Source organism: Photorhabdus sp. S10-54, from assembly GCF_963878145.1.
GTDB lineage: Bacteria > Pseudomonadota > Gammaproteobacteria > Enterobacterales > Enterobacteriaceae > Photorhabdus > Photorhabdus kayaii.
This window is the reverse complement of sequence record NZ_CAWNXG010000030.1, coordinates 34,471-59,889: the sequence shown is the minus strand read 5'-3', so window position 1 is coordinate 59,889 and position 25,419 is coordinate 34,471. Positions and strand designations below refer to the sequence as shown.

At 41.6% G+C, this 25,419-nt stretch carries 19 protein-coding genes and 1 rRNA gene; 8 read left to right on the top strand and 12 right to left on the bottom strand.

Translation table 11 applies throughout. The annotated features are described in order from the left end of the window. The first annotated feature begins 6 nt into the window (after nt 1–6). Nucleotides 7–122 (top strand): 5S ribosomal RNA (gene rrf / locus AACQ83_RS15975). A 439-nt stretch (nt 123–561) separates the two neighbouring features. Further along, nucleotides 562–909, top strand: a complete 348-nt coding sequence (locus AACQ83_RS15970) for a DUF2569 family protein (RefSeq protein WP_112878576.1) — start codon at nt 562–564, stop codon at nt 907–909. A 1,162-nt stretch (nt 910–2,071) separates the two neighbouring features. On the opposite strand, the gene AACQ83_RS15965 is transcribed toward AACQ83_RS15970, so the two are convergent. Together AACQ83_RS15965 and metK are read right to left on the bottom strand one after the other, a co-directional pair. Beyond that, a complete protein-coding gene (locus AACQ83_RS15965) occupies nt 2,072–2,596 on the bottom strand; it encodes a SprT family zinc-dependent metalloprotease (protein ID WP_112878575.1) in 525 nt (174 codons plus the stop codon). 275 nt (nt 2,597–2,871) lie between these two features. Then, nucleotides 2,872–4,044: a methionine adenosyltransferase gene (gene metK / locus AACQ83_RS15960; RefSeq protein WP_011147846.1), complete on the bottom strand. Its 1,173-nt coding sequence runs from the start codon at nt 4,042–4,044 to the stop codon at nt 2,872–2,874. A gap of 632 nt (nt 4,045–4,676) precedes the next feature. Here metK and speA point away from each other — a divergent pair. Next, nucleotides 4,677–6,581 carry a biosynthetic arginine decarboxylase gene (gene speA / locus AACQ83_RS15955; protein WP_112878574.1) on the top strand — a complete coding sequence of 635 codons (1,905 nt, stop codon included), beginning with the start codon at nt 4,677–4,679 and terminating at the stop codon, nt 6,579–6,581. A gap of 171 nt (nt 6,582–6,752) precedes the next feature. After that, nucleotides 6,753–7,676, top strand: a complete 924-nt coding sequence (gene speB, locus AACQ83_RS15950) for an agmatinase (RefSeq protein ID WP_112878573.1) — start codon at nt 6,753–6,755, stop codon at nt 7,674–7,676. 230 nt (nt 7,677–7,906) lie between these two features. Here the strand turns inward: speB and AACQ83_RS15945 are convergent, their stop codons facing one another. Further along, nucleotides 7,907–8,674, bottom strand: coding sequence for an AraC family transcriptional regulator (locus AACQ83_RS15945; RefSeq protein WP_112878572.1), 768 nt, complete (start codon nt 8,672–8,674; stop codon nt 7,907–7,909). 105 nt (nt 8,675–8,779) lie between these two features. Between AACQ83_RS15945 and AACQ83_RS15940 the strand changes: the two genes are divergently transcribed. Further along, nucleotides 8,780–9,949, top strand: coding sequence for an MFS transporter (locus AACQ83_RS15940; protein WP_112878571.1), 1,170 nt, complete (start codon nt 8,780–8,782; stop codon nt 9,947–9,949). Nucleotides 9,950–9,953: 4 nt separating this feature from the next. On the opposite strand, the gene AACQ83_RS15935 is transcribed toward AACQ83_RS15940, so the two are convergent. From AACQ83_RS15935 to leuA, 8 genes are all read right to left on the bottom strand, one after another. After that, nucleotides 9,954–10,274: a phosphopantetheine-binding protein gene (locus tag AACQ83_RS15935; RefSeq protein ID WP_255566985.1), complete on the bottom strand. Its 321-nt coding sequence runs from the start codon at nt 10,272–10,274 to the stop codon at nt 9,954–9,956. A gap of 156 nt (nt 10,275–10,430) precedes the next feature. Continuing rightward, on the bottom strand, nt 10,431–11,144 hold the full coding sequence (locus AACQ83_RS15930) for a TerC family protein (protein WP_112878569.1): 714 nt from the start codon (nt 11,142–11,144) through the stop codon (nt 10,431–10,433). A 92-nt stretch (nt 11,145–11,236) separates the two neighbouring features. Further along, nucleotides 11,237–11,923: a DNA mismatch repair endonuclease MutH gene (gene mutH, locus AACQ83_RS15925; RefSeq protein WP_112878568.1), complete on the bottom strand. Its 687-nt coding sequence runs from the start codon at nt 11,921–11,923 to the stop codon at nt 11,237–11,239. Between the two features lie 584 nt (nt 11,924–12,507). Next, complete coding sequence (sgrR, locus tag AACQ83_RS15920) at nt 12,508–14,169, bottom strand: HTH-type transcriptional regulator SgrR (protein ID WP_112878567.1); 1,662 nt, start codon at nt 14,167–14,169, stop codon at nt 12,508–12,510. Between the two features lie 448 nt (nt 14,170–14,617). Then, complete coding sequence (leuD, locus tag AACQ83_RS15915; protein ID WP_112878566.1) at nt 14,618–15,223, bottom strand: 3-isopropylmalate dehydratase small subunit; 606 nt, start codon at nt 15,221–15,223, stop codon at nt 14,618–14,620. Between the two features lie 8 nt (nt 15,224–15,231). Beyond that, entirely contained in the window at nt 15,232–16,641 is a 1,410-nt protein-coding gene (gene leuC / locus AACQ83_RS15910; RefSeq protein WP_112878565.1) for a 3-isopropylmalate dehydratase large subunit, read from the bottom strand. 1 nt (nt 16,642) lies between these two features. Further along, nucleotides 16,643–17,734 carry a 3-isopropylmalate dehydrogenase gene (gene leuB, locus AACQ83_RS15905; RefSeq protein ID WP_112878564.1) on the bottom strand — a complete coding sequence of 364 codons (1,092 nt, stop codon included), beginning with the start codon at nt 17,732–17,734 and terminating at the stop codon, nt 16,643–16,645. A 2-nt stretch (nt 17,735–17,736) separates the two neighbouring features. After that, nucleotides 17,737–19,299, bottom strand: a complete 1,563-nt coding sequence (gene leuA / locus AACQ83_RS15900) for a 2-isopropylmalate synthase (RefSeq protein WP_112878563.1) — start codon at nt 19,297–19,299, stop codon at nt 17,737–17,739. A gap of 957 nt (nt 19,300–20,256) precedes the next feature. Here leuA and leuO point away from each other — a divergent pair. From leuO to AACQ83_RS15885, 3 genes are all read left to right on the top strand, one after another. Further along, complete coding sequence (gene leuO / locus AACQ83_RS15895; protein ID WP_112878561.1) at nt 20,257–21,201, top strand: transcriptional regulator LeuO; 945 nt, start codon at nt 20,257–20,259, stop codon at nt 21,199–21,201. A gap of 237 nt (nt 21,202–21,438) precedes the next feature. After that, nucleotides 21,439–23,238, top strand: coding sequence for an AMP-dependent synthetase/ligase (locus tag AACQ83_RS15890; RefSeq protein ID WP_192881037.1), 1,800 nt, complete (start codon nt 21,439–21,441; stop codon nt 23,236–23,238). 369 nt (nt 23,239–23,607) lie between these two features. Next, a complete protein-coding gene (locus AACQ83_RS15885; protein WP_112878559.1) occupies nt 23,608–24,174 on the top strand; it encodes an RBBP9/YdeN family alpha/beta hydrolase in 567 nt (188 codons plus the stop codon). A 153-nt stretch (nt 24,175–24,327) separates the two neighbouring features. Here the strand turns inward: AACQ83_RS15885 and AACQ83_RS15880 are convergent, their stop codons facing one another. Next, entirely contained in the window at nt 24,328–24,897 is a 570-nt protein-coding gene (locus tag AACQ83_RS15880; protein ID WP_112878558.1) for a tetratricopeptide repeat protein, read from the bottom strand. Between the last annotated feature and the right edge of the window lie 522 nt (nt 24,898–25,419).

Sequence of the window (25,419 nt, the reverse complement as noted above, 5' to 3'; positions counted from 1 at the left end):
AATATGCCTGGCGGCGATAGCGCGGCGGTCCCACCTGACCCCATGCCGAACTCAGCAGTGAAACGCCGTAGCGCCGATGGTAGTGTGGGGTCTCCCCATGTGAGAGTAGGGAACTGCCAGGCTTTAAATACAGTAGAAACCCCCAGCGAGAGCTGGGGGTTTTTGCGTATCAGGGTCTGTATCATTTTATTTTTCCATATGAAAGGTTAAATCTATGGTCACCCTCGTTGTTGCAACACGCATTTTGATGAATTTGGGGCTTGCTTATGCTTAAATCTATCCGGCGTCACTATAGGCAAGGATGCCCGCGCCTCGATGAGTTACGCGCCTGATGTTCCTAAAAAACCACTCGGCTTTAATAAGCCATCTTAACCTTTAGGTTTCTCATCAGGCCGATAGGCCGTTCATGTCATCAATTATCAGTCTTCGCAAAACCAGTGGGGTAACGTTTAAATTTATTCATAATGACGCAGGATCAGGCGTCAAATACCGTGTGCTGTGTCGTGATTAGGGGTCACGTCAAGCGGCTTTGCCCGGTATCCAACTGTCAGACAGGAGGAGATGCTGAGGTTAAGGCAAAACTATTTGTCATTGATAAAAGGGATGTGCACTTTATTTTTGGAGTTGCACTTTATACATCTGTTCTTTTCTTTAGAAAAAAGAATACCTTTATTTTATATTATCCTTTTGGTTTTTACTTCATTATTTGTAATAACCGATTTAACATTGGCTCATTATGTATATAAAATAAAACTGGATTATAATTATCTTTTCTTGCTTTTTAGAACTGTGTTTTATACATATATATGGATACCTTATTTTATTATATTACGATTAAAAGAACATTTATACCCGTCATCTTTCAAGTTGCCTCTTTGTTGGCTGCACTCGCTCACCCCGGTCACATAGTTATCTATGCTCCCGGGGATTCACTCCCTTGCCGTCGCGATGCATCTTGAAATCCATTGGGTATATAAAGTAATGATTAAAATTAAACTATTTTGCAAACAATATTCAGCAAGAAACAAGAGCAGGTAAATTTTTTGTAACTAATATTTATTTAAAAAATATGACAGTCAAAACTATCCTAGCCTTGTGAATTGTTCTCAAAAATTAGATAATTTAAATCACGCGTTCATTAAGGTCTGAGTCCTGTATTTTTCTGGGTCTAGACTATTTAATTTCTACCTGATTCGTAAGCGTGTGGAAAAAAGGGTAACAGTGTTATGGTCAAGAAAATGTAGCAGATTTATTGGATGAAGGTTATGAGATGACTTATATTGGTAGTGTTAGTAAATTGGATAAATATGTTGGTTATGGAATGAAAAAGGAAAATTTGTTTTTTGCATCTCTCCAGAATTCACCTCTTTATCTAAAGTGAAAGGAATTTTTAGTTCAGTTGTTAATAGTAGCTATAATGGAGTAATGATTTTGGCACCTAATTCTTTCTTTACAGCTAAACAATTAGTTCAATATTATACCGAGATTATCAAGGCCGGGGAATGGGATAATTCAAAGGTTGTATAGACTTCCGGAAATAATTTCATCATTAAATAAATATTAATATATTGTAAGATGTAAAAGGTGGTTAATTGATTCCTATCAGATAGATGTTCACTCTATACCCAATGGATTTCAAGATGGATCGCGACGGCAAGGGAGTGAATCCCCGGGAGCATAGATAACTATGTGACCGGGGTGAGCGAGTGCAGCCAACAAAGAGGCAACTTGAAAGATGACGGGTATAAATGTTATCCCTTTCTTCCCTATACAAGGCTTGTATCTGGACTATTTGAGATAGATATGATCCATTATTTTTGTGGTTTATCTTAGACTCAGTTTTTTAACCTGATGGTAATACAGAACCTTAACAGGATTAACTTTAAAATTAATTATTGCTTAATTTTCTTATCTGGAGATTTTAATTTTACTTAAAAAATTTCTTGCTTTTTTAAAATGATAATATTTATAAGAATTTTTTGATAGAATAGGATTTTGGTTCATATATTATTAGTGTGATTTATATTCAGGCAGTGGGGTAATTAAATCACATTTTTATTATTATAAATCTTTATAAATTAGGATTGAAAGAATCAATTGATTTAATAATAAGCTTTTCTCCGCATTTTTGACAGATATAATGACTTTCTCCTCGCAGAATTTTATTATGGCGTCGTAGGGTTAGTTCATGTTGTTGGCAACTACAGTAATAAGTAAAAGTTTGACTACGTACTGAGTCGACTTTAAATTTGTGTGTACGGCTAGCTGGAACGTTCAGTACTTTTTCCATCATCCAACGCCACTGTTTTCCATGTGGAGGCACTTTCCCAAAGTAGCGATAAACCAATAGATGAGCTAATTCGTGAGGCACAACTTCATTAATAAAAGTTTGTTGATTTTCAATCAATAATACTGGATTAAGGCGGATTTCCCAATTTTTTATATAGGCACTGCCCGCAGTAGTTCCCCTCTGGCGGTAGTTTATTGTAGGTTCAGGAAAATCACGGTTGAGATATAAGTTTGCTTGTTGCAGTTTTTGCTGCAAAATATTCATAATGGCTTGTTGTAGAGAAATTGGAACGTTAACTAATTTCATGTATTGAAAGTAAATAGGCAAGGATCAGTGAATTTTATTAGAAATCCTGAAACAAGCTGATAATAATATTGTTAGGGATTCTTCAATTGTCAGCTAATGCTAAAAAAGCCGAGTTCAGTTATCTAAACCGGGCTTTTTGTTTTTATACCCGTCATCTTTCAAGTTGCCTCTTTGTTGGCTGCATTCGCTCACCCCGGTCACATAGTTACCTATGCTCCCGGGGATTCACTCCCTTGCCGTCGCGATCCATCTTGAAATCCATAGGGTATATATTTTTACATATTCATCGCTGATAGCTTTAGACCCGCAGCATCACGCAGTGCTTCTGCTTTATCAGTGGCTTCCCACGGGAACTGTGGACGACCAAAATGACCATAAGCGGCAGTATCACGATAGATTGGGTGCAATAGATCCAGCATCTGAATCAAACCATGAGGACGTAAATCAAAGAATTCACGTACCAGTAGAGTCAAAGTTGCTGTTGAAACTTTTTCAGTGCCGAATGTTTCCACCATGATGGAAGTGGGTTCTGCAACGCCGATAGCGTAAGAAACTTGAATTTCGCAACGATCAGCCAGACCCGCCGCGACAATATTTTTTGCCACATAGCGTGCAGCATAAGCCGCTGAACGGTCGACTTTGGATGGATCTTTACCGGAGAATGCTCCGCCACCATGACGTGCCATGCCACCGTAAGTATCTACGATGATTTTACGACCAGTCAGACCACAGTCACCCATTGGGCCGCCAATGACAAAACGACCGGTTGGATTAATGAAATATTTGGTTGTTGGATTTAACCATTCAGCAGGCAGTACCGGCTTGATGATCTCTTCCATGACCGCTTCTTGCAGATCTTTCTGACTAATATTTTCAGCATGCTGTGTGGAAAGTACAACCGCGTCAACGCCGACAATTTTGTCGTTATTGTATTGGAAAGTGACTTGGCTTTTAGCATCGGGGCGTAACCACGGCAGTACACCATTTTTCCGAACTTCAGCTTGACGCTGAACCAGACGGTGTGCATAGGTGATAGGCGCAGGCATGAGTACATCAGTTTCGTTGGTTGCATAACCAAACATTAGCCCTTGGTCACCAGCACCTTGTTGCAGGGGATCTTCACGGTCAACACCTTGGTTAATATCCGGTGATTGTTTACCAATGGCACTTAATACTGCACATGAGTTTGCATCAAAACCCATTTCAGAATTAACATAACCAATCTCTCGAACTGTTTGTCGCGTAATTTCTTCAATATCAACCCAAGCGCTGGTAGTAATTTCACCACCAACCATGACCATGCCGGTTTTAACATAGGTTTCGCAGGCAACTCGTGCTTTTGGATCTTGTTCTAGAATAGCATCAAGAACGGCATCAGATATTTGGTCTGCAATTTTATCAGGATGCCCTTCGGAAACAGATTCGGAAGTGAAAAGGTATGTGGTCATTATATAACGTTACCTTAAAATATAATTTCAGTTTGGAAATGGATGGATTAACATCTAGATGGCTATTTTAGGGTAATTCTTATCCATGTGCTAGATTTTTTTAGTTCAGGGAGTAATTTTCATTGGGTGAATGAATAATTTCTTGGTTTGTATGTCAGTTTTGTTCAATTTCATTTTGCAATTTTATGTGATTGCGAGTATAAACTGCGGCCGTAGTTGAACTATTTTTGCTACAGACTCGCAGAAAGCTAACTAGCTTCTGTTTCTCAATCGAGAAAATGGCTCCTTAGATATGAGTCATGTGTGGGGGTGAATGGGGTAATGAACCATTATCTGCTGATTGCTAATGGCCAACAGCCACACTTGTCGTCGGATGTATCCGCGTCTTTTTCCTTTCTTTTCAATATGTCTTTAATTCGATGTTATCTGTTGTCAGCAAACAGGCCGGATATGTCGGACAGTCGTATTGTCACTCGGTAATTTTGTCGTTGTTTAGTAGTAACTAAACGCTTTTTACAACCTGAGAGCATGCTGTTCCCTGATATTTCTCAACACGCGAGATTATGGTGTTTTGGGTTATTTATTAATTACAGGCGAAGGCGAAAAACTCTAACTCCCTTAAGGAGACTGCCATGAATGATAATATCGCTCGTAAAATGCAACAGACTTACAATATTGCATATTGGGGAGGGAGTTACTACTACGTCAATGATCTTGGCAATGTTAGTGTGTGTCCAAATCCTGATTTGCCGGGGGCAAAAATTGATCTTGCGGAATTGGTGAAAAAAGTTCAGCAGGAGCAGAAACATTTGCGTTTGCCGGCGCTATTTTGTTTCCCTCAAATCCTGCAACATCGTTTGCGTTCAATCAATGCTGCATTTAAACGTGCCAGAGAGTTATATGGTTATAAAGGCGATTACTTTTTAGTTTATCCCATTAAAGTTAACCAACAACGCCGCGTTATTGAATCACTGGCCAGTTCCGGTGAACCTTTAGGGCTTGAGGCTGGCTCTAAAGCGGAATTAATGGCAGTGCTGGCCCATGCGGGTATGACTCGTACCGTCATCGTGTGTAATGGATATAAAGATCGTGAATACATTCGTCTGGCGCTAATAGGTGAGAAGTTAGGTCACAAGGTTTATTTGGTGATCGAAAAGATGTCTGAGATTGCCCAGGTATTGGAAGAAGCTGAACGATTGAATGTGATCCCGCGTTTGGGAGTCCGTGCACGTTTAGCATCTCAGGGTTCAGGTAAATGGCAAGCCAGTGGCGGTGAAAAATCGAAGTTTGGGCTAGCGGCAACTCAGGTATTGCAATTGGTTGAGATTTTGCGCGCAGTGGATCGACTTGATAGTCTGCAATTGTTGCATTTTCACCTTGGCTCACAGTTGGCGAATATCCGTGATATTGCAACAGGTGTCCGTGAGTCAGCGCGTTTTTATGTCGAGTTACATAAACTCGGGGTAAATATTCAATGTTTTGATGTTGGTGGTGGACTGGGGGTCGATTATGAAGGGACCCGTTCTCAATCTGATTGTTCTGTGAACTATGGGTTGAATGAATATGCCAACAATGTCATCTGGGGTATTGGTGATGCTTGTGATGAACATGGTTTACCCCATCCTACGGTTATCACGGAATCCGGTCGTGCCCTGACCGCTCACCATACTGTCTTGGTCTCTAATGTTATCGGGGTTGAGCGTAATGAATTTACGCAGACGACACCACCGGCAGAAGATGCTTCCCGCCCGCTCACCAGTTTGTGGGAAACATGGCAGGAGATGCATTCAGAAGGAAATAGACGCTCTTTACGTGAATCGCTGCATGATGGTCAGCTCGATCTGCATGATGTTCATACACAATATGCTCATGGCATGCTGGATTTGACAGAACGGGCGTGGGCGGAAGAGTTATATCTGAATATCTGTCGCCGTATTCAACAGGATCTTGATCCAAGCAACCGTGCTCACCGGCCAATTATTGATGAGTTGCAAGAGCGTATGGCAGACAAATTCTATGTGAATTTCTCACTGTTCCAGTCTCTGCCTGATGCATGGGGTATCGATCAGTTATTTCCTGTGTTACCCATTGAGGGACTGGATAAGCCGTTGGATCGCCGTGCGGTATTGTTAGATATCACCTGTGACTCCGATGGTATTGTTGATCATTATGTGGATGGTGATGGTGTAGCCGCGACCATGCCGATGCCCGCTTATGATCCTGATTGCCCGCCAATGATTGGTTTCTTTATGGTGGGAGCATATCAGGAAATTCTTGGCAATATGCATAACCTGTTTGGCGATACAGCGGCTATTGATGTTTATGTATTCGATAATGGCGAAGTGACCTATAACCAAAGTGAAGAGGGGGATTCAGTCGCGGATATGCTGCAATATGTGAAACTGGACCCTAATGTACTGATGGCTCGCTTCCGTGATCAAGTAAAAGGCACGGATTTGGATACAGGCTTGCAAGAGCAATTTTTACTGGAATTTGAAAGTGGTCTTTATGGCTACACATATCTGGAAGATGAATAATCTTCTGGTGTTAATTAAGCCTCCTGTATACAGATAACGTTATTTAATATAAACCAGATGCGGAGATGCAGAGAAATAGGGTTATCTCAGAAATATCCCATTTCGTCATGGCATGGGCATCCTGGAATTAAATAGCTTTGTTCTGTCGGGAAACTTTTGAGGATATATCTCATGACAATAAGTACCTTGGGCAACCAACAAGATGACTCTCTGGTTTCTAATGCCTTCGGTTTCCTGCGCTTTCCGCTGAATTTCCAGCCATATTCCAGCGATGCAGAGTGGGTAATTACTGGCGTACCATTTGACATAGCAACATCAGGTCGTGCAGGTAGTCGCCACGGGCCTGCGGCCATTCGTCAGGCTTCTACTAACTTGGCATGGGAAAGCCGCCGTTGGCCGTGGGATTTTAAGCTACGCAATTGTCTTAAAGTTGTAGATTGCGGTGATGTGGTCTTCAACTTTGGTGATGCTCAGGATATGAGTGATAAATTACAAGCTCATGCTGAAAAAGTGCTGGCTTCCGGTAAGCGTATGCTCTCTTTTGGTGGTGACCACTTTATTACTTTGCCTTTGTTGCGCGCTCATGCCAAACATTTCGGTAAAATGGCTCTGGTTCATTTTGATGCTCATGCTGACACCTATCCAAACGGTAGCCAATTTGATCACGGTACCATGTTCTATCACGCACCAAATGAAGGGTTGATCGATCCGCATCATTCAGTACAAATTGGTATTCGTACTGAACATGGACGGGACGATGGTTTTACGGTGCTGGATGCTGATCAGGTTAATGACCGTAGTGTGGATGATTTGCTTGCTCAGATAAAAGAGACGGTTGGTGATATGCCGGTTTACCTGACTTTCGATATCGATTGTCTTGATCCAGCTTTTGCGCCGGGTACGGGTACGCCAGTCATTGGTGGCCTGACAACCGATCGTGCACTGAAATTGCTGCGTGGTTTGCAACCGCTAAATATTGTCGGTATGGATGTGGTAGAAGTTGCTCCAGCTTATGATCAGTCTGAAATTACGGCTCTGGCAGGTGCGACTATTGCACTGGAGATGCTTTATTTACAGGCATCTAAGAAGCGCTAAAGAGCACGTAGTCTTAGTATAGTCTTAGGGGATAGTGAAATAAGCTCGTACTGAGTTGTGGCGCTATCCCTTGAAACTCGGCTGTTATTTGGATTGATGTAACCTTTATATGCTTTTCTGGAGGCTCTTTGTCATTTTTTACATGTGAGCATCAATTAACCGGATGTCATATTGAGAGAAAATACTATTGGCTGAAATCAGTGTCAGTCCTTCCATCTGAGATTAAACAATTAGCTGCGCATTGCCATATATGCCCGTGGAGGGCTGCCTACCATATTTTTAAAAAAGGTGGCGAAAGCGCTATCGCTGGAAAAAGCCAGTTGACTGGCGACGTCAGATTGGCCGTATCCCTCTGCTAGTAGCTCAATTGCTTTGATTAGCCGCCATTGTTGCCGCCACTGTTGATAGTTCAGCCCAGTTTCACGCCGGAAGATGCGGCTAATGGTTTTTTCCGATGCGCCGATATAACTAGCCAGCTCGTACAGCGGCGGTACTGTGACCATATCGGCTAAATTTCTCAGGCGGCGGTCACTGGGTAGGGGCAGCAGGGTTAATTCGCGTGGTGCCAGTTGTATCTCATCCAGGCATACCGCTAGAATATTAGCGGTAGCACCGTGCTGCCAGTTGGTGTCGAACTCAGCGATGGCAATGCGCTCCAGCACTTCGCGTAGCAAAGGTGAAGCCGTCAGGACTTCTAAGCATTCAGGCAGACTAGGGTAATGGGAACGATCGAGATACACTGAGCGATAACCTACCACACCGCTGACTTGCACCCGATGCTCTACCCGCGGTGGAATCCAAGCGATACGACCCGGCGGGAGCATGCAGATGCTCTCGTTGAGCATAATGCGCATGCAGCCTTGCTGACTAAACAGTAGTTGCCCCATCCTATGCCAGTGTGGGCCAGAGTCATGCTGAGCCAATTCGGCTGCGATGCCCAATACGCTATTGTCGAACGAATCTGGATCAAAGGTATCCTGAGCGTTAAGCCATGTCATATTCTGTCCGATTATGTAAATTTTTTGTCTTTTATATTGTAGCAGACAACAGAGCGAGGATGATACCTTGGTGTCCTTATTTTACCTTCAGTCACAGGACTTGCTATGCAACGCAAACTTACCCTCACACTGGCAACATCTATGATGATGTTTCCCCAAGTGGTGGAAACGATCTACAGCCCAGTGCTTACTCATATTGCTGAAGGGTTTCATGTCAGCGCGGAAATGGCCGCGCAAACTTTGTCTTGTTACTTCTTTGCTTTTGCCTTCGGTGTTGTGGTGTGGGGGCGGATGTGTGATGTGATTGGACGGCGTCCTACGATCCTTGTCGGACTCGCGTTATATATGTTGGCATCGATCTTAGCGGTCTTCTGCGATAGTTTTACCATATTATTGGTGGCGAGGGTGTTGGCAGCCTTTGGTGCGGCGGTGGGATCGGTGGGCACCCAGACCGTCATTCGTGATCAGTTCAGCGGCTACGAATTGGCGCAGGTGTTTTCGGTGATGGGGATAGCTATGGCGGTTAGCCCGGCGATCGGCGTGCTGAGCGGTGCGTTACTGACCCATTATTGGGGCTATCAGGGTGTCTTTAGCGGTCTGGCAATATTAGCGGCGGCGTTGCTGGCTTATGCTGCATGGCAACTGCCAGAAACTCGCCCGCAAGAGGTCGTGAAAAGCTCCTTCTTCGGTACTCTGGGGCGTATGACTAAAGATGGTGACATCTGGCACAGTGCGCTGTTGGTCGCTCTATTCAATATCTGCATGTTCAGTTTTTACCAATTAGCACCGTTCCGTTTTGAAACACTGGGTCTTCCTGCGCAATGGTTTGGCTATACCGGGCTGGTGTTGGCAGCAGGTGTGGGCCTTGGAGCAGCCATTAACAAGCTTCTGATCGCCAAGCACTGGTTATTTACCGCGTTGCTGACACTGGCGTGTGTTCTACTGCTTTCTGGCGGTATCTTGGTGTTCTTGCTGGAAGAAACGGTATGGTTTGTCTTGCCAATGATGCTGGTTGTGATGGCATATGGTATTGCCATTCCCAATATTCTGGCGCGTGCCCTGCGGCACTATAAAGATTGCATGGGAACGGCGGGGGCGATCCTTGGTTTGATGTATTACCTGATGTTAGGGGGCGGCCTGGTTCTGGCAGGGTTAGCGCAACGCCTTGGCGTGGTACTGACAATCAGCAGCATTTGTGCACTGATGCTGGCAGGGAGTATCGTTCGTAGCGAACGGCAACCCGCCTTGCCAGAAGGTGAAAACGAACGCGCCTGAGTATTTAAACGTTGGTCGGTGCTAAATGGCCGCGAATTTCCACGGCGAGCGGGAGGGTGTAGCTACAATCATCGGGGTTAAGCGCACTCAGGTACCACAGCAGGTTCTGTTGCGGACTCAGCGATGTGCGTCGTTCCTCTGCAATTGCAATGGCGTGTTCTGTCGCGACGGCTTTGTTCTCAATATATTCAGCCAGTTTACGAATTGTATTGTGCTGGAAAATATCGGCGATATTCAGGCGGCAACAGAGATCACGTGCGGTGAGGGCCACAATTTTACTTATCGTCAGCGAGTGAGCGCCAAGATTGTCAGTCGTAGCGAAGATAAGAAAACAAATGAGGTTAGCTAAGTATAAAAAATGCCGAAATAACCGGCAATTTTTTGCTGCATAGAATTGAGATGCCGCAGTACTGAACTGGGCATCTATGGCATACTTTTTAAATCAAAGAAGAATATTTTTTAGCGTTATTTAGCGCTATTTCTAATTTCTTTTCTTTTTCCCACGCATGAGATTCAGTGTTTCCACTGCCATTGAGAAGAACATGGCAAAATAGATGTAACCTTTAGGTATATGCACTTGTACGCTTTCCAGAATAAGGGTAAAGCCTACAAGGATTAAGAACGACAGCGCCAGCATTTTGACGGAAGGGTGACGGTCAACGAATTCACCGATAGGACGAGCGGCGAGCATCATGACACAGACGGCTATGATAACGGCTGCCATCATAATGAATAGGTGATCGGACAGGCCAACAGCGGTGATGACTGAATCCAGGCTGAAAATAATGTCCAGCAACATAATCTGGATAATGGCCCCCAGGAAGGAGTGAACAGGACGTTTTAGCTCCCCTTCATTGTCACCTTCGATCGCTTCGTGGATTTCTTTGCTGGCTTTCCAGATCAGGAATAGACCGCCAAAGAATAGGATTAAGTCACGGGCAGAAATGTCATGTTCAAAAACTGTCAATATCGGGTAGGTTAGTCGAATAACCCAGGCAATAGAGGCTAACAGCGCTAAGCGCATTAGCATTGCTCCCATTAGTCCGATCTTACGTGCTTTATTTTGTTGATGGTTAGGGAGTTTTGCCACAACAAGTGACAAAAAGATAATGTTATCAATCCCTAAAACGATTTCTAGAATTGTCAGGGTGGCAAGTGCCATCCAGGCGTGGGGATCAACAATCCATTCTAACATTGCTTATTAAAACCTTAAGGTAAAAATCTAATTATACGCCTGATTAGATGTAAGGTAAGTATGTCGATGTAAAAATCAGTCAGAACTCAACGTTAAATCAAAAAATGACGGGCCAGTAGAGGAGCAGTGAAATTTTTCCTTAGATAGAACCCGCGAGGCAGAGTCATAATAGGCTGGCCGTGTACGCCGATTGCTTCGGTTAATGCTTTGCTGTTAGCCGCTTTTGGGCGCAACTGTAATACTTCGCCATGACGGGCGGTAACGCTCTCTACTTTGCCAAGCACGATGAAATCCATCAATTCTTCCCAGTCGCGACGTAGTAACTCTTCTTCTTCTTGATTGGGACTCCACAATAAAGGAGAGCCAACCCTGCGTTTGGCTAGAGGGATTTCCCGTTCACCTTCAACAGGTATCCACAGCACTCGCGATAATTTGCGTCTAACATGACAGCTTCCCCAGGTAATACCACTGTTCCCTGTTAATGGTGCAACGCAGACAAATGTTGTTTCTAATGGATAACCTCTTCTGTCTACTGGGATGGTTTTAAGCTCAATACCGATATGTTCGAAATCTTGCTCTGGTTTGCTGCCGGCACTTGCACCCAGATAATATTCTAGCAACATGCCTACCCAGCCTTTATCTCGTTTCAGATTGGGTGGGATAGGTAAATTTGCTTTTGCCGCGAGTTCTCCCATTGATAAGCCAGCCAGAAGTTGGGCGCATTCAAGCAACTGTTGCTCGTTGTCTGGTGGAGGTGGGGGGGAAAACAGTATGTTCATTTGAGATATCCGTTTTTTAGGTCAAAAAACAGCCTTAGTTTCTGTGAATAATAAATCTGAGGTTCATACAATAGCTAAAAAGTGATAATAGCATGATATACAAACATTTTTTATTGCTGTTTCAAATATTGTAAAATTGACTGCCGTTCTTGTTCACCTATTGCTGGTAATAATGAACAGGATCTTACACCATGTTATCCACAGTTTTATGGGATAAGTAGACAAAAATGAGATCACTGGTTTGATTTACAGGTTTGACTAACACTTTTTTCTACAAAAACCACTGTTTTTTGCTTAACTAAAAAGCATAACCTGTGGATAACATAATGTTTGATTGTTTTTTGTTCTCATCAACTAACGTTGTCCATTATAGTTGTGATTGACGCTAGAAATAGCGAGATAAATAGCTGCTATTTCAATGAAAAATAAATACTATTTCATTTTTTGTCTATAGATTGATAATTCATAATATAAAGCTATACCTGAATTACCCCTGCCTTTTTCACATAGATATCCACAGAAAAAGTGAATAAAAGCAAGTTTGCACACCTGTGTATGTTCATAACTCTGGCTTTTTCTGTGAATTACCCTTCATATGGGTTGAACCAGGCAGATTTGAAATCAAACCAACCAAAGGTGTTCATTTTGACTCCCCGCATACTTCTCTGTCCCTGTAACTCAAGCCAGTGGTGGAACAGTGGATGCAACCAATGTTCATCAACTATTTTTTCGCACCACTCTTCAAGCGATAACTCTTGTCGTCGCCATTGTGATACTTCTTTACTTAAGTCATTACCAAGGCACTTTTTCAATAATGGCATCTCGTACAGCGTAGCGAACAGCGAAAATTCCAGAGGATTATAAAAGTTGGCAGTAGCAAGCCAGAGGTCACTTTCGGTGTTACCATTGAACCATGTGTCATAATCCACGATGTTGATTTTCAATTCGACGCCGCACTTGGTCAGTATGGCTTGAAGGATCTGGCTGATTGTGTGGTATTCGTGATGTTGATGACAAAGCGTGACGGTCAGATGGGTAATATCCTCTGGTTTGTTCAATTCGGATATGAGCTTACTGTGATGCCAGCGTAGTAATAAACCATAAGCGGGTGACCAGTGGCGTTGATAAAAGGGGTCACAATGCGCTAGCAGATTGATCGGTGTTAGCAGACTGCATAGCCATTGGCGAACGTCTTCTCTCTTACATTTAGTTGAACGATGGTCGTGTAGTAGGAAATAACAGCCTTCTTCTATCCTGCTATCTAGCGAGTTATTATCCGTGCTGTCACTTTCCAGATGCAGAGTTGTACAAACCAGTTTCTCCGCTAATTCTGGTAGAAACCATATATTCACCTGATCAATCAGTGCCCGAAAGCCAAAGTAATTATCAAAGGCACGAATTTGTAGTTTCTGAGCGCTGTTTTTTATGACCTGGTAAGGGCCAGTTCCCACTGGCATACGAGAGAAGTTCGGTAACTTTTGCCACTCTTGAGGCAAGATCATGGCATGTGGGCTGCCGATTAATAAAGGGAGCCAGAGATCAGGTTCTGAAAGAAAAATATCAATCACATAGGGTGTGGGCGTTGTGACTTTTTCAATATGAGAAAAAAGGGGCAGGTTGCGTAATCTTTGTAGCGAAGCGATGACATCCGCCATCTGTAATTCTCTGCCGTGGTGAAAATGGATGGCCGGCCGTAGATAGAAGCGCCAGTGATTTGAGGATAATTGTTGCCAATGATGAGCTAAGTCAGCTTCTGGTTCCCCATTTTCCTCATTTATGCGGGTTAGGCTATTAAATATCTGTCTGACCAGATGAATTTCAGAGCGGCGTAAAGGTGAACCGGGTAGAAGATTAGGGAAAGGGCGATAATAGAGTATCCGCAGTAAGTTTTTTCCCTGACGGAAACGGCGCTCAATCTGGGATAGTACCATATGACGGACTGTATCTTTATCACCAACCAGTTGGACCAACTTCTCAACGTTATGTTGCTCAAGCAACTCTTCAGCTCGTTGTTGTTGAAATTCCCATCCATCACGTAAAAAATTCAGTTGAGAACGTTTCCCTCTCCCAGACTCAGCCTGCCACTGTAACCAACCAGCTTTCTGCATATTGTTGAGCAGTGAACGGATATGGCGTTTTGAACAATGCAGTACATTTGCCAGTTCTTGTAACGTTGTTTCAGCCTCTTTTCCTTGATGGTGTTGCCATAATCGAATGAATTGTTGTTGTAAGCGTGAACTGGGCATAAAAGAGGAACTCCAGAGTATTATTCATCAATTTTTATTTTCTTATATTGCGACGATAATTATCCATATTGAAAGTAGCTCAATAGGCCAGACGAAATCTGGCTTCTCCCCCAATTTTCTTGAGTAATGGTGATTTGCCAGCCAGTAAGAAAGCTTACTGGCTTTTTTTCTTATTGTACATTGTGTACTCTCTACTTCTTTTACATATCAGTTTAAAGCGAGTAATAATCTGGTATTGGAGGCGTTTTGTCCAGCTACTATCGCTATTTCTATCTGTAAATTTATTTTAAATGTGATGGGGAATGGTAGAGTATTAGTTAAAGCCCTTTATATAGCTGAAAATGTGACTGTCTGCATGAGTATAGACGTGGTGGTACTGTTTTTGCCTTTGACACAGATAGAAAAATCCCGTAGTAGAAAACTACGGGATAAATCAATAACGGAAAAATTAACGTAGGAAAATCGGTTGTTCTTGCTCGTAGGTTATTATGGCATCCAGATGTTGTAATGTTAGGCCAATACTATCCAGACCATTCATCATACAGTGGCGCCGGAAACTATCGATTTCAAAATCATAGTCTTTATCGCCAGCATGGACTTTCTGTTGTTCTAGATCGACAGTAAAACGGCAAGCTTTGTTTTGCTGAACCAACTCAAATAGCTCATTGACATCGTCATCGTTCAGTTTTACTGGCAGTAATTGGTTGTTGAAAGCATTACCGTAGAAAATATCCGCAAAACTTGGGGCGATAACAACTTTAAAACCATAATCCGTTAGTGCCCAAGGTGCATGTTCACGGGAGGAACCGCAACCAAAGTTTTCACGAGCCAGAAGGATACTGGCACCCTGATAACAAGGCTGATTTAACACGAATTCAGGATTAGGTTTCTGTCCTGCGTCATCAAGAAAACGCCAGTCATGAAACAGATGCTGACCAAAGCCTGTGCGAGTGACTTTTTGCAAGAATTGTTTGGGAATAATGGCATCAGTATCGACGTTTGCCGCATCTAAAGGAGCAACTAAGCCGGTATGTTGAATAAACTTTTCCATCATTCTCTCCTTTATGACTTCTGTGCTGGATGGCGTATATCGATAAAATGACCATTAATCGCTGCTGCTGCTGCCATCGCTGGACTTACCAAATGGGTGCGTCCACCACGTCCCTGGCGCCCTTCAAAGTTGCGGTTACTGGTAGAAGCACAGCGTTCACCGGGTTGCAGGCGGTCATTATTCATTGCCAGACACATGGAACATCCGGGTAAACGCCATTCAAAACCGGCTTCTATGAAAATTTTATCTAAACCTTCTGCTTCTGCTTGTGCTTGAACGGGGCCTGATCCGGGAACAACGATCGCCTGAACACCAGGTGCAACTTTATGGCCTTGTGCGATGGTTGCGGCAGCCCGTAAATCTTCAATTCGGGAGTTGGTGCAAGAGCCGATAAAGACTTTATCGATCTTCACATCTGTTAGCTTAATACCGGGTTTCAAATCCATATACGCCAGTGCTTTTTCAGCAGATGCTCGTTCAACAGGATCACTAAAAGATTCCGGCGCTGGAATTGTTTGATCAATGGCGATCACTTGTCCAGGGTTTGTTCCCCATGTGACCTGTGGAGAGATCTCTTCTGCATTAATTGTAATAATGGTGTCATATTGTGCATCAGGATCGGATTTCAATGTCTTCCAGTAAGCAACAGCTTGCTTCCATAGCTCTCCCTTCGGTGAGAACTGGCGGCCTTTCATATAAGTAAAAGTGGTTTCATCCGGTGCAACCAAACCCGCTTTAGCACCCATTTCAATTGCCATGTTACATAAAGTCATACGGCCTTCCATGCTAAGTGCTTCAATCGCCTTACCACAGAATTCCACCACATACCCTGTACCACCTGCACTGCCTGTTTTGCCGATGATCGCCAGAACGATATCTTTGGCGGTAATAGCATCACCGACATCCCCCATCACTTCGATTTTCATAGTCTTGGCACGGGCTTGTTTCAGAGTTTGGGTAGCGAGTACATGTTCAACTTCAGAAGTGCCAATACCGAAGGCCAACGAACCGAATGCTCCGTGCGTGGCAGTGTGGGAATCACCACAAACAATCGTCATGCCTGGTAGGGTTATCCCCTGTTCAGGGCCGATGACATGAACAATCCCCTGATAGGGATGATTGAGGTCATATAATGTGATACCGAATTCGGCACAGTTTTTCATCAACTCCTGCATTTGAATACGTGCCATGTCACCACAAGCGTTAATATCTTTTGTTTGCGTGGATACATTATGATCCATTGTTGCGAACGTTTTACCTGGTTGGTGCACTGGGCGGCCTTTAGTACGCAAACCATCAAAAGCTTGCGGGGAGGTTACTTCATGAACCAGATGACGATCAATATAGAGTAACGGGGTTTCATTAGGTACTTCCCGGACAATATGAGCGTCATATAATTTTTGATATAAAGTCTTAGCCATGTTAAACACCCTCGGCTATATAACGGGCGATAGTGCTGCCCATTTCATCAGTGCTAATTGCTTTACCGTTTCCGGCTAAATCTGTTGTGCGATAGCCCTGTTCCAGAGCGTAGTTAACCGCTTGTTCAATCGCATTAGCGGCGTCATTGTGACCTAAGCTATAGCGCAACAGTAAAGCGGCAGACAGGATCTGGGCTATCGGGTTAGCAATACCTTTTCCGGCAATATCTGGTGCAGAACCACCAGCGGGTTCATACAGGCCAAAACCTTTTTCATTCAGGCTGGCAGAAGGTAACATGCCCATTGAACCGGTAATCATGGCGCACTCATCAGATAAGATATCGCCGAAAATATTAGAGCACAGCATCACATCAAACTGGGATGGATCTTTAATTAACTGCATGGTGGCGTTATCAATATACATGTGATTGATTTCTACATCTGGATACGCTTTTGCAATCTCAGTAACAACTTCTCGCCACAATACGGAACTCTGCAACACATTTGCTTTATCAATAGATGTGACTTTATTACCGCGTTTGCGAGCGGATTCGAAGGCGATGCGGGCAATACGCTCGATTTCAAAACGGTGATAAACCTCAGTATCAAATGCTCGTTCATATTTACCTTGGCCTTCACGTCCTTTGGGTTGACCAAAATAGATACCGCCGGTTAATTCACGGACACATAAAATATCAAAGCCTTTGGCGGCAATATCATGGCGTAAAGGACAAAATACCTCTAATCCAGCATATAAGCGGGCAGGACGTAAGTTGCTGAATAGTTTGAAATGTTTGCGTAATGGCAACAGTGCGCCACGCTCAGGTTGTTCTGCTGGTGGTAAATGTTCCCACTTAGGCCCTCCCACGGAGCCGAACAATATGGCATCAGCCTGTTCGCAACCTGCTACGGTTTTTGCCGGTAGTGAACAGCCGTGGCGATCGATAGCAATCCCACCCACATCATATTCGCTGGTGGTGATACGGATATTGAAACGCTTACGGATTGCGTCCAATATCTTATAGGCTTGTGCCATAACTTCAGGGCCAATACCATCACCGGGTAAAACTGCAATATGATAATTGTTCGACATGTTTACACCATTTCCTTTGTATTTTGCTGTATACGTTGTTTCTCTTTCTTAACTTGCTCTGTACGCCAAACGCAGTTCAGAGCATGAATCATTGCTTTGGCAGAAGATTCAACAATATCTGTTTCCAATCCCATGCCGTGGAAGCGACGCCCAAAGCATTCGACAACGATATTTACCTGACCCAGTGCATTTTTTCCTTGGCCTTTACCTGATAACTGATAAGAAACCAGTTCAACTGGGTATTCAGTTATTCGACTGATTGCCTGATAGACAGCATCTACCGGTCCATTACCTGTGGCAGCTTCTGATTTCACCTCTTTACCACACACTAAACGTACAGCGGCTGTTGTCATCACATTGGAGCCAGATTGGATATTAAAGTTGTCCAGATGGAAAAATTCGGGTTCTTGTTGTTGCAAATTGATGAACGCTAAGGCTTCCAAATCATAGTCAAATACCTGGCCTTTTTTATCTGCCAGACGTAAAAAGGCTTCGTATAAGCTATCCAGATCGTAATCTTTATCCTGATATCCCATCTCTTCCATACGGTGTTTCACTGCGGCGCGGCCAGAACGGGAAGTCAGGTTCAATTGAATTTCTTTCAGGCCGATGGACTCTGGTGTCATAATTTCGTAAGTTTCACGATTTTTCAGTACCCCGTCTTGATGAATCCCGGATGAGTGGGAAAATGCATTGCTACCAACAATTGCTTTATTCGCGGGGATTGGCATATTGCATAATTGACTGACCAACTGACTGGTGCGGTAAATTTCCTGATGGTTGATATTAGTATAAACGCCTAACATTTGCTGACGGACTTTAATCGCCATAATGACTTCTTCCAGTGAACAGTTACCGGCACGTTCACCCAGACCGTTTATCGTCCCTTCTATCTGACGGGCTCCGGATTGTACTGCTGTGATAGAGTTGGCGACAGACATCCCCAAATCATCGTGGCAATGGACGGATATTATCGCTTTATTAATATTAGGAACGCGTTCGATCAAGTTAGTGATGATGCCGCCAAATTGATATGGAGTGGTGTAACCGACAGTATCTGGGATATTGATCGTTGTTGCGCCTGCTTTGATAGCGTTTTCAACGATCCGACACAGATTATCAATAGGTGTACGGCCCGCATCTTCACAGGAGAATTCGACATCATCAGTGTAACGACGTGCCCGTTTGATTGATTGAGTTGCCATTTCCATGACATTTTCGAATGTTTTTTTCAGCTTGGATTCAATATGTAAATCGGAAGTGGCTAAAAAAACGTGGATCCGAAAAGCGTCTGCAACTTTTAATGCTTCTGCGGCCACGTCAATGTCTTTTTCTACACAACGGGCTAAGGCGCAAACACGGCTATTTTTTATCTGCTTAGCGATCGTCTGTACAGATTCAAAATCACCAGGAGAGGAAACTGGAAAACCGACTTCCATGATATCAACACCCATTCTCTCCAAGGCCAAGGCAATCTGGAGTTTTTCGTTCACACATAAGCTGGCTTGTAATGCTTGTTCTCCATCACGTAACGTGGTGTCGAAGATAATAACTTGCTGGTTCATATGTACGTTCCTCTCATGGTTGTTTTTTGCGCCCAGCAGGTAAAAAAAAACCGCGCTTGGCGCGGGTTCTTGTTAATGTCTGGTTTGGACCAACTCTGTTTTGAATCAACTCTGTTTTCTGTCCACCAGCATACCGCGCATATCAGATACGATGAGTAATAGGTTTAGTAGACAAATTGAGTGAATCATATCGATCCAACCTTTCAGTAGTATTAATGAGTATTTGTGATTCATATGCTTTTATTGATACGTTATCTTAAAAGTGATGTCAAGAATTCATTTAGGCATATGATTCTTGGTTTTACTTTTCTCATGGTGGTAAATTGAAGTGTTGATCTGTTTATATTTAAAAAGCTTTTATTTTATCCTTTTTTGTTCTGGTTTGACTTTAATGATAAGCTCTGATTTATATAAAAAATAGCGCATTATACTGATTAATTAAAATTAAGTATTTTTTGTGTGATGAGCTGGAAGTCGATTTGTATTTTTCCGAAAAACATCATTTGTCATTGGAAAAATAGATACAAATAGGAAGTTATGTTATATATCTTTGAAAAAATAATTCTATAATATAATAACTCTGATAAAATTGTTTAATAATAATAAGTCAGTAATTTTATTGTGAATTGTGTAATTCTTTGATTTATCATCATATACAAAATATCAGGGTGAATAAATTGTTAACGTAATTGTACTTTTTTGTGAATGAATAATGAGCACTACATTGTCTACTAATTGAAATTATATATTTTTAACATTAATAAGGGGATGCGCTGGTTAGCTATGCGTATTCAGATTTGTACAAGGACGAGTCTTAATTATTTGTTATCGAAATGATTAAGACAATTGATCTCGTTAATAGTTAGAGTCATCGTAATATCTGAGTAATAAATGAAGGTATTTCCGATGTTTTGTTATTAGCCGGGATCATCTGCATCAGTTTAGTGGAGTTAAACAATGGCTGAATACACCTCAGTAACTGCAACCAAAAAAGATCCAAATGAAATTCATTTACGTAATGTGGATCTCAATCTGTTGACTGTTTTTGATGCAGTTATGCAAATGCAGAATGTAACACGTGCGGCACAGATATTAGGAATGTCACAACCGGCTGTCAGTAATGCGGTTTCTCGTTTGAAGCTAATGTTCAATGATGAATTATTTGTGCGTTATGGGCGTGGAATACAACCGACGGCAAGAGCTCATCAATTATTTGGTCCAGTCCGTCAGGCATTACAACTGGTATATAACGAGTTACCTGGGGTTGGTTTTGAACCTGATAATAGTGATAGGATTTTTAGTCTTTCAATTTGTAGCCCTCTAGATATTAGACTGGCTGCAAAAATAGTTGAACAGGTGAAACAAAATACACCCAATCTGGGGGTGACGATTAGATCATATCTACATGATAATATTGAACATCAGCTCAGGTATCAGGAAACTGAGTTTGTCATTAGCTATACGCAGCTAGAACGTATGGATTTTCATCATTACCCGTTATTCAATGATGAGTTGGTTTTGGCTGTTTCTAATCATCATCCAAGAATTGAAAATAGTATTAGTGAGCAGCAATTGTATGAGGAACATCATGCCGTTGTATCATTGGATAATATATGTTCATTCAGCGTTCCCTATTATGATGGAGGTGAACGTTTGCGTTCGGTGGTTTATCAGGGGACCGATTTGAATAGTGTGTTGCATATTGTCTCTCAAACCTATTTGGTTGCGATTGCGCCAAAATGGTTAGTTGAGCACTATAACGAACAATTAGCAATAAAAGCGGTTTCATTACCGTGGGATAAAGTAAGTCGTCCGTGTTATTTGGTTTGGCATGAATCTACAACGAAAGATAAAGGGCATCAATGGATGAAATCGTTGTTGAGTCAACTTAGTAGCAGATAATTAACTTGAAAACTCACTACTGGATAAGGGTGGTGAGTTTTTTTATTTTATCACAAATTTTTCAACTTTTGAGAAATAGGCTTTTCCTGTTGTTCAGGAATCGGTAGACTGCAAGGAAATAGCTAACACCTGTAAGCTGAAAAGCGAATAAGTGATGCGAAAAGGTATTATCAGAGAATAAAATTACTGTTTTTTCTCCGATAAGAAAAAAGTTTTTCGAACAGGAAAAAAATTGTGATAACTAAAAATTTACATCCTTATCACTTGATAAACCGGTTGCAACAACAAATCAAACAACACCCAGAGAAAATTGCTTTTCGCCAATGGTCTCCGGCTGAACAACTCGAACTAAACTGGAATGATATTGGTAAAAAGACCAATGCTATTAGCCGGGCGTTGTTGGAGATTGGCATTGATGTGCAAGAAAAAATTGGCCTATTTGCACATAACAGCATGGCGTGGTCATTGGCAGATATCGCTGTATTACAACTTCGGGCGGTCACTGTCCCTCTGTATGCAACCAGTAGTCAAGAACAGGCTGGTTTCATACTTAATGATGCTGGTGTGCGTATTTTGTTTGTTGGTGGACAGCCGCAGTATGATGTTGCTATTTCTTTGACAGAACGTTGCCCTCAGTTAAGTCACATTATTGTCTTAGATGAATCAGTCGATTTGCGGGGTTGTTCATTAGCTCAGCATTTATCTGATTTCATGGCCGATAATAAATTACAACATCAATCTGCGTTGGAAACCCGTATTGCTAACCACAATCTGGATGATCTTTTTACACTTATTTATACGTCTGGTACCACGGGAGAGCCTAAAGGCGTCATGCTTGATTACCGCAATTTAGCCTATCAGTTGTATTCACATGATCATATCTTGACATTAACTGATCAGGACATTTCTTTGAGTTTTCTGCCGTTATCCCATGTCTTTGAACGCGCATGGAGTTTCTATGTCATGCATGTAGGAGCACAAAATGTTTATCTGACCGACACTAATTTTGTTCGTCAAGCGATGGCGGATGTCCGCCCGACAGTGATGTGTGCAGTGCCGAGATTTTACGAAAAAATTTATAGTGCGGTTTTTGAAAAGGTTTCTAAGGCTCCTTGGCATCGAAGAAAACTTTTTAATTGGGCGATTAAATGTGGTGAGCGTCAGTTTTTACGTAATTTGCAAAGTAAAAAAAGCTGCCCTTGGTCAACAGCAATGCATCGACTGGCTGATAAATTGGTGTTGAGTAAATTGCGAAATGTGTTGGGGGGCAGAGTTCGGTTTTTACCTGCTGCTGGCGCACGTCTGGACGAAACGATTATCCTGTTTTTTCTCGCTGTTGGGATAAATATCAAATATGGCTATGGTATGACAGAGACTTGTGCCACGGTTTCCTGTTGGGAAGAGCAAGGTTATATATTTGGTTCTATTGGTAAACCCTTGCCTGGCATTGACGTCCGTATCGGTGGAGAAGATGAGATACAAGTGCGTGGCCCAATTGTGATGAAAGGCTATTTCAATAATCAGCAAGAAACCACCAAGGCATTTACTCAAGACGGTTGGTTGCGTACAGGTGATGCTGGTAAGTTGGATGAAAATGGTAATTTGTTCATTACTGAACGTCTGAAAGATTTGATGAAAACATCGAATGGTAAATATATTGCTCCTCAAATGATTGAAAGCACGTTAGGGCAAGATCGTTTTATTGAGCATGTTGCTGTTATTGCTGATGCCCGTAAATTTGTATCCGCTCTTATCGTGCCTTGTTATGAAGCATTGGAAGAGTATGCAAGGTCAATTAATCTCAAATATCATGACCGGGTTGAATTACTGCGTCATAGTCAGATTATCGATATGTTTGAGCAACGCTTGAAAGAGGTGCAGAAAAACTTTGCTCACTTCGATCAGGTAAAGCGTTTCATATTACTGCCAAAACCATTTTCAATGGAAACAGGTGAATTAACTCCAACACTGAAATTGAGGAGGAAAATTATTATGCAGCGTTACCATGAAGAAATTGAATCTATGTATCAGGATTGATTTTCGGGATTTTCTACAAAGAGTTAGTGTTACCGGTTATTCAGGGAAAGTATGAGGGATATTGTAGTAATATCCCGCTTTGGGTTTATCCCATGAATGCCCGGCTTTAAAGAATTCAATATTGGACTAATAAACTTTTATCCCGCCTTAAAATCACAGATAAATTATACTATCTAAGATTATTCTGTAATTGTTAAATATTACAGATCGAATGAGCATGATTTTATGAGATTAGCATTACTTTCTTGGTGAATCATAGAGAATATATTGGTTGACAGTATTGTGCTATTCCTGTATTAAATATATGAATAAGATAATGGTAAAGTTTATATGGTAAATAAAATATAATTTGTATAATTAGGTGAATTGATGAATTTTGATAATGTAGTTATTGTTCATGGTCTTATGGCGACTCCTGATCATCATTGGTTTCCTTGGCTTAAAGCTCAGTATGAAAAGTTAAATGTTAATGTGATCGTGCCGGAAATGCCTGAATCTCATGTTCCTTCCCCCCATTTATGGCAAGAAAAATTGCAGGAGAGTATACCTAATCCTAATGAAAGAACACTTTTTATCGGGCATAGTCTAGGCTGCATTACTACACTCCGTTACATCGCATCTTTACCTGATAATATAAATATAGGGGGAGTTGTATTAATCGCGGGATTTTATGAAAAGTTATCAACTTTACCTGAATTAAATATATTTACTGAGGAGAACTTGAATTTTCGTCCCCTCATACAGAAAATAAAACAACGAATAGCGATATTATCGCTTAATGATGAGATTGTATCGCCACAGTTTACATTAAATTTAAGTCAGCAGCTCCAGGCTGAATTATATGGTTTCCCTGATGGCGGGCACTTTTTAGATCGCGACGGTTTTACTGTTTTTCCTAAGCTAGAAAAGGTATTAAAAGATAATTCAATGTTGTGAATCAGAGTTTCCTTATATAATGAATGTGACCGGTTTTTTCATGTTTTATGTAATTATGATAGGGTTTGTGTGTTTTAAATAAGTTGTCAAAATATCATTTACCTACTGTAAAATAACCCGCTCTGAATACAGAGCGGGATTATAATTATATTTTTAGTTACTTTTTTCTACTAATGGGATGGGTTTATATCCCATGAGAATTAAGAATTCATCCCAATGATTTATTATTTCTTGAGATATTCCTTTTTCCACAGTACCCTTTTCAGCATTTATTTTAATATAATGATATGTCTTTTCTAAATCTTGCGGGCTATTCCCTGAACCATATAAATAATTTACCCCTATTATCTGATATCCATTTATTATTCCAGAATCTCCGGATCTCTTAAGTAGATCATTGGCTTTTATTTGATCTTCTTGTACTCCATAACCAAAACTATAAATTATACCGAGATTATATAAAGATTCCGCATGGTTTTTATCTAACTCTAAGGCCTTGCCATAATACGCTATGGCTTTTTGGTAATCCCTTTCTGATTCCTTTAATGAATTGTCAGTATAAAGTTTGCCTAATAAAAAATAGGCATCAGCGCTACCATTCTGAGCTTGTTTTTCTAGTTCCCGAAACTCTTCAACTGTTCTCGGTACTTTCAGTGGAAGTTCCTTAACCATACCTGTATATTTAATTCCATCAAATACAGTTCTAGGAATATTTGTTTCCATCGGTTCATCGGAGCACCTTGGGGAGCTACATGCAAGGTTATAGAAGGTGCGTTTTCAAAGTATGAAAGTTTATCGTCAGGTATGATTTCTTGATAGTTTTCAAATATTCCTACTGTTTTATGTTTAGGTTGTTGTAGTGCTTCATCAGGCATATGTGGTTTCTTCCTCATTGATTTAAAAAATAATTCTTATCTTCCAGATAAAGTGTTACTGAATTGGTTCTTTTTGTTTTAAAAGATGAATTGAGAAGTAATTGTCGTTCCAAAAAGCTTTCTTCGGTTTTGGTTTTTAACAGATTGAGCACATAGTCAATCATTTTCCGTCGGTCAGTTTTTATTTCTACCATTATGTTCATATTGGCAACTAGTATCATTTGTTCACCATTAACAGTCAGATAATTTTTATCTAACTGAATGATAATCGAATAAATTAGGTTGTATCTATTTATATTTCTTAGGACGATTATTGAATTGAGGGACACAACTTGGTTTTCTTGGCACGAAATGAAATGTTGTCTATCTG

What these genes read in the sequence shown, in the direction of transcription:
- AACQ83_RS15970 (WP_112878576.1), top strand. Translation starts at nt 562, where the DNA reads ATGCTGAGGTTAAGGCAAAACTATTTGTCATTGATAAAAGGGATGTGC.
- AACQ83_RS15965 (WP_112878575.1), bottom strand. Translation starts at nt 2,596, where the DNA reads ATGAAATTAGTTAACGTTCCAATTTCTCTACAACAAGCCATTATGAAT.
- metK (WP_011147846.1), bottom strand. Translation starts at nt 4,044, where the DNA reads ATGACCACATACCTTTTCACTTCCGAATCTGTTTCCGAAGGGCATCCT.
- speA (WP_112878574.1), top strand. Translation starts at nt 4,677, where the DNA reads ATGAATGATAATATCGCTCGTAAAATGCAACAGACTTACAATATTGCA.
- speB (WP_112878573.1), top strand. Translation starts at nt 6,753, where the DNA reads ATGACAATAAGTACCTTGGGCAACCAACAAGATGACTCTCTGGTTTCT.
- AACQ83_RS15945 (WP_112878572.1), bottom strand. Translation starts at nt 8,674, where the DNA reads ATGACATGGCTTAACGCTCAGGATACCTTTGATCCAGATTCGTTCGAC.
- AACQ83_RS15940 (WP_112878571.1), top strand. Translation starts at nt 8,780, where the DNA reads ATGCAACGCAAACTTACCCTCACACTGGCAACATCTATGATGATGTTT.
- AACQ83_RS15930 (WP_112878569.1), bottom strand. Translation starts at nt 11,144, where the DNA reads ATGTTAGAATGGATTGTTGATCCCCACGCCTGGATGGCACTTGCCACC.
- mutH (WP_112878568.1), bottom strand. Translation starts at nt 11,923, where the DNA reads ATGAACATACTGTTTTCCCCCCCACCTCCACCAGACAACGAGCAACAG.
- sgrR (WP_112878567.1), bottom strand. Translation starts at nt 14,169, where the DNA reads ATGCCCAGTTCACGCTTACAACAACAATTCATTCGATTATGGCAACAC.
- leuD (WP_112878566.1), bottom strand. Translation starts at nt 15,223, where the DNA reads ATGATGGAAAAGTTTATTCAACATACCGGCTTAGTTGCTCCTTTAGAT.
- leuC (WP_112878565.1), bottom strand. Translation starts at nt 16,641, where the DNA reads ATGGCTAAGACTTTATATCAAAAATTATATGACGCTCATATTGTCCGG.
- leuB (WP_112878564.1), bottom strand. Translation starts at nt 17,734, where the DNA reads ATGTCGAACAATTATCATATTGCAGTTTTACCCGGTGATGGTATTGGC.
- leuA (WP_112878563.1), bottom strand. Translation starts at nt 19,299, where the DNA reads ATGAACCAGCAAGTTATTATCTTCGACACCACGTTACGTGATGGAGAA.
- leuO (WP_112878561.1), top strand. Translation starts at nt 20,257, where the DNA reads ATGGCTGAATACACCTCAGTAACTGCAACCAAAAAAGATCCAAATGAA.
- AACQ83_RS15885 (WP_112878559.1), top strand. Translation starts at nt 23,608, where the DNA reads ATGAATTTTGATAATGTAGTTATTGTTCATGGTCTTATGGCGACTCCT.
- AACQ83_RS15880 (WP_112878558.1), bottom strand. Translation starts at nt 24,897, where the DNA reads ATGGAAACAAATATTCCTAGAACTGTATTTGATGGAATTAAATATACA.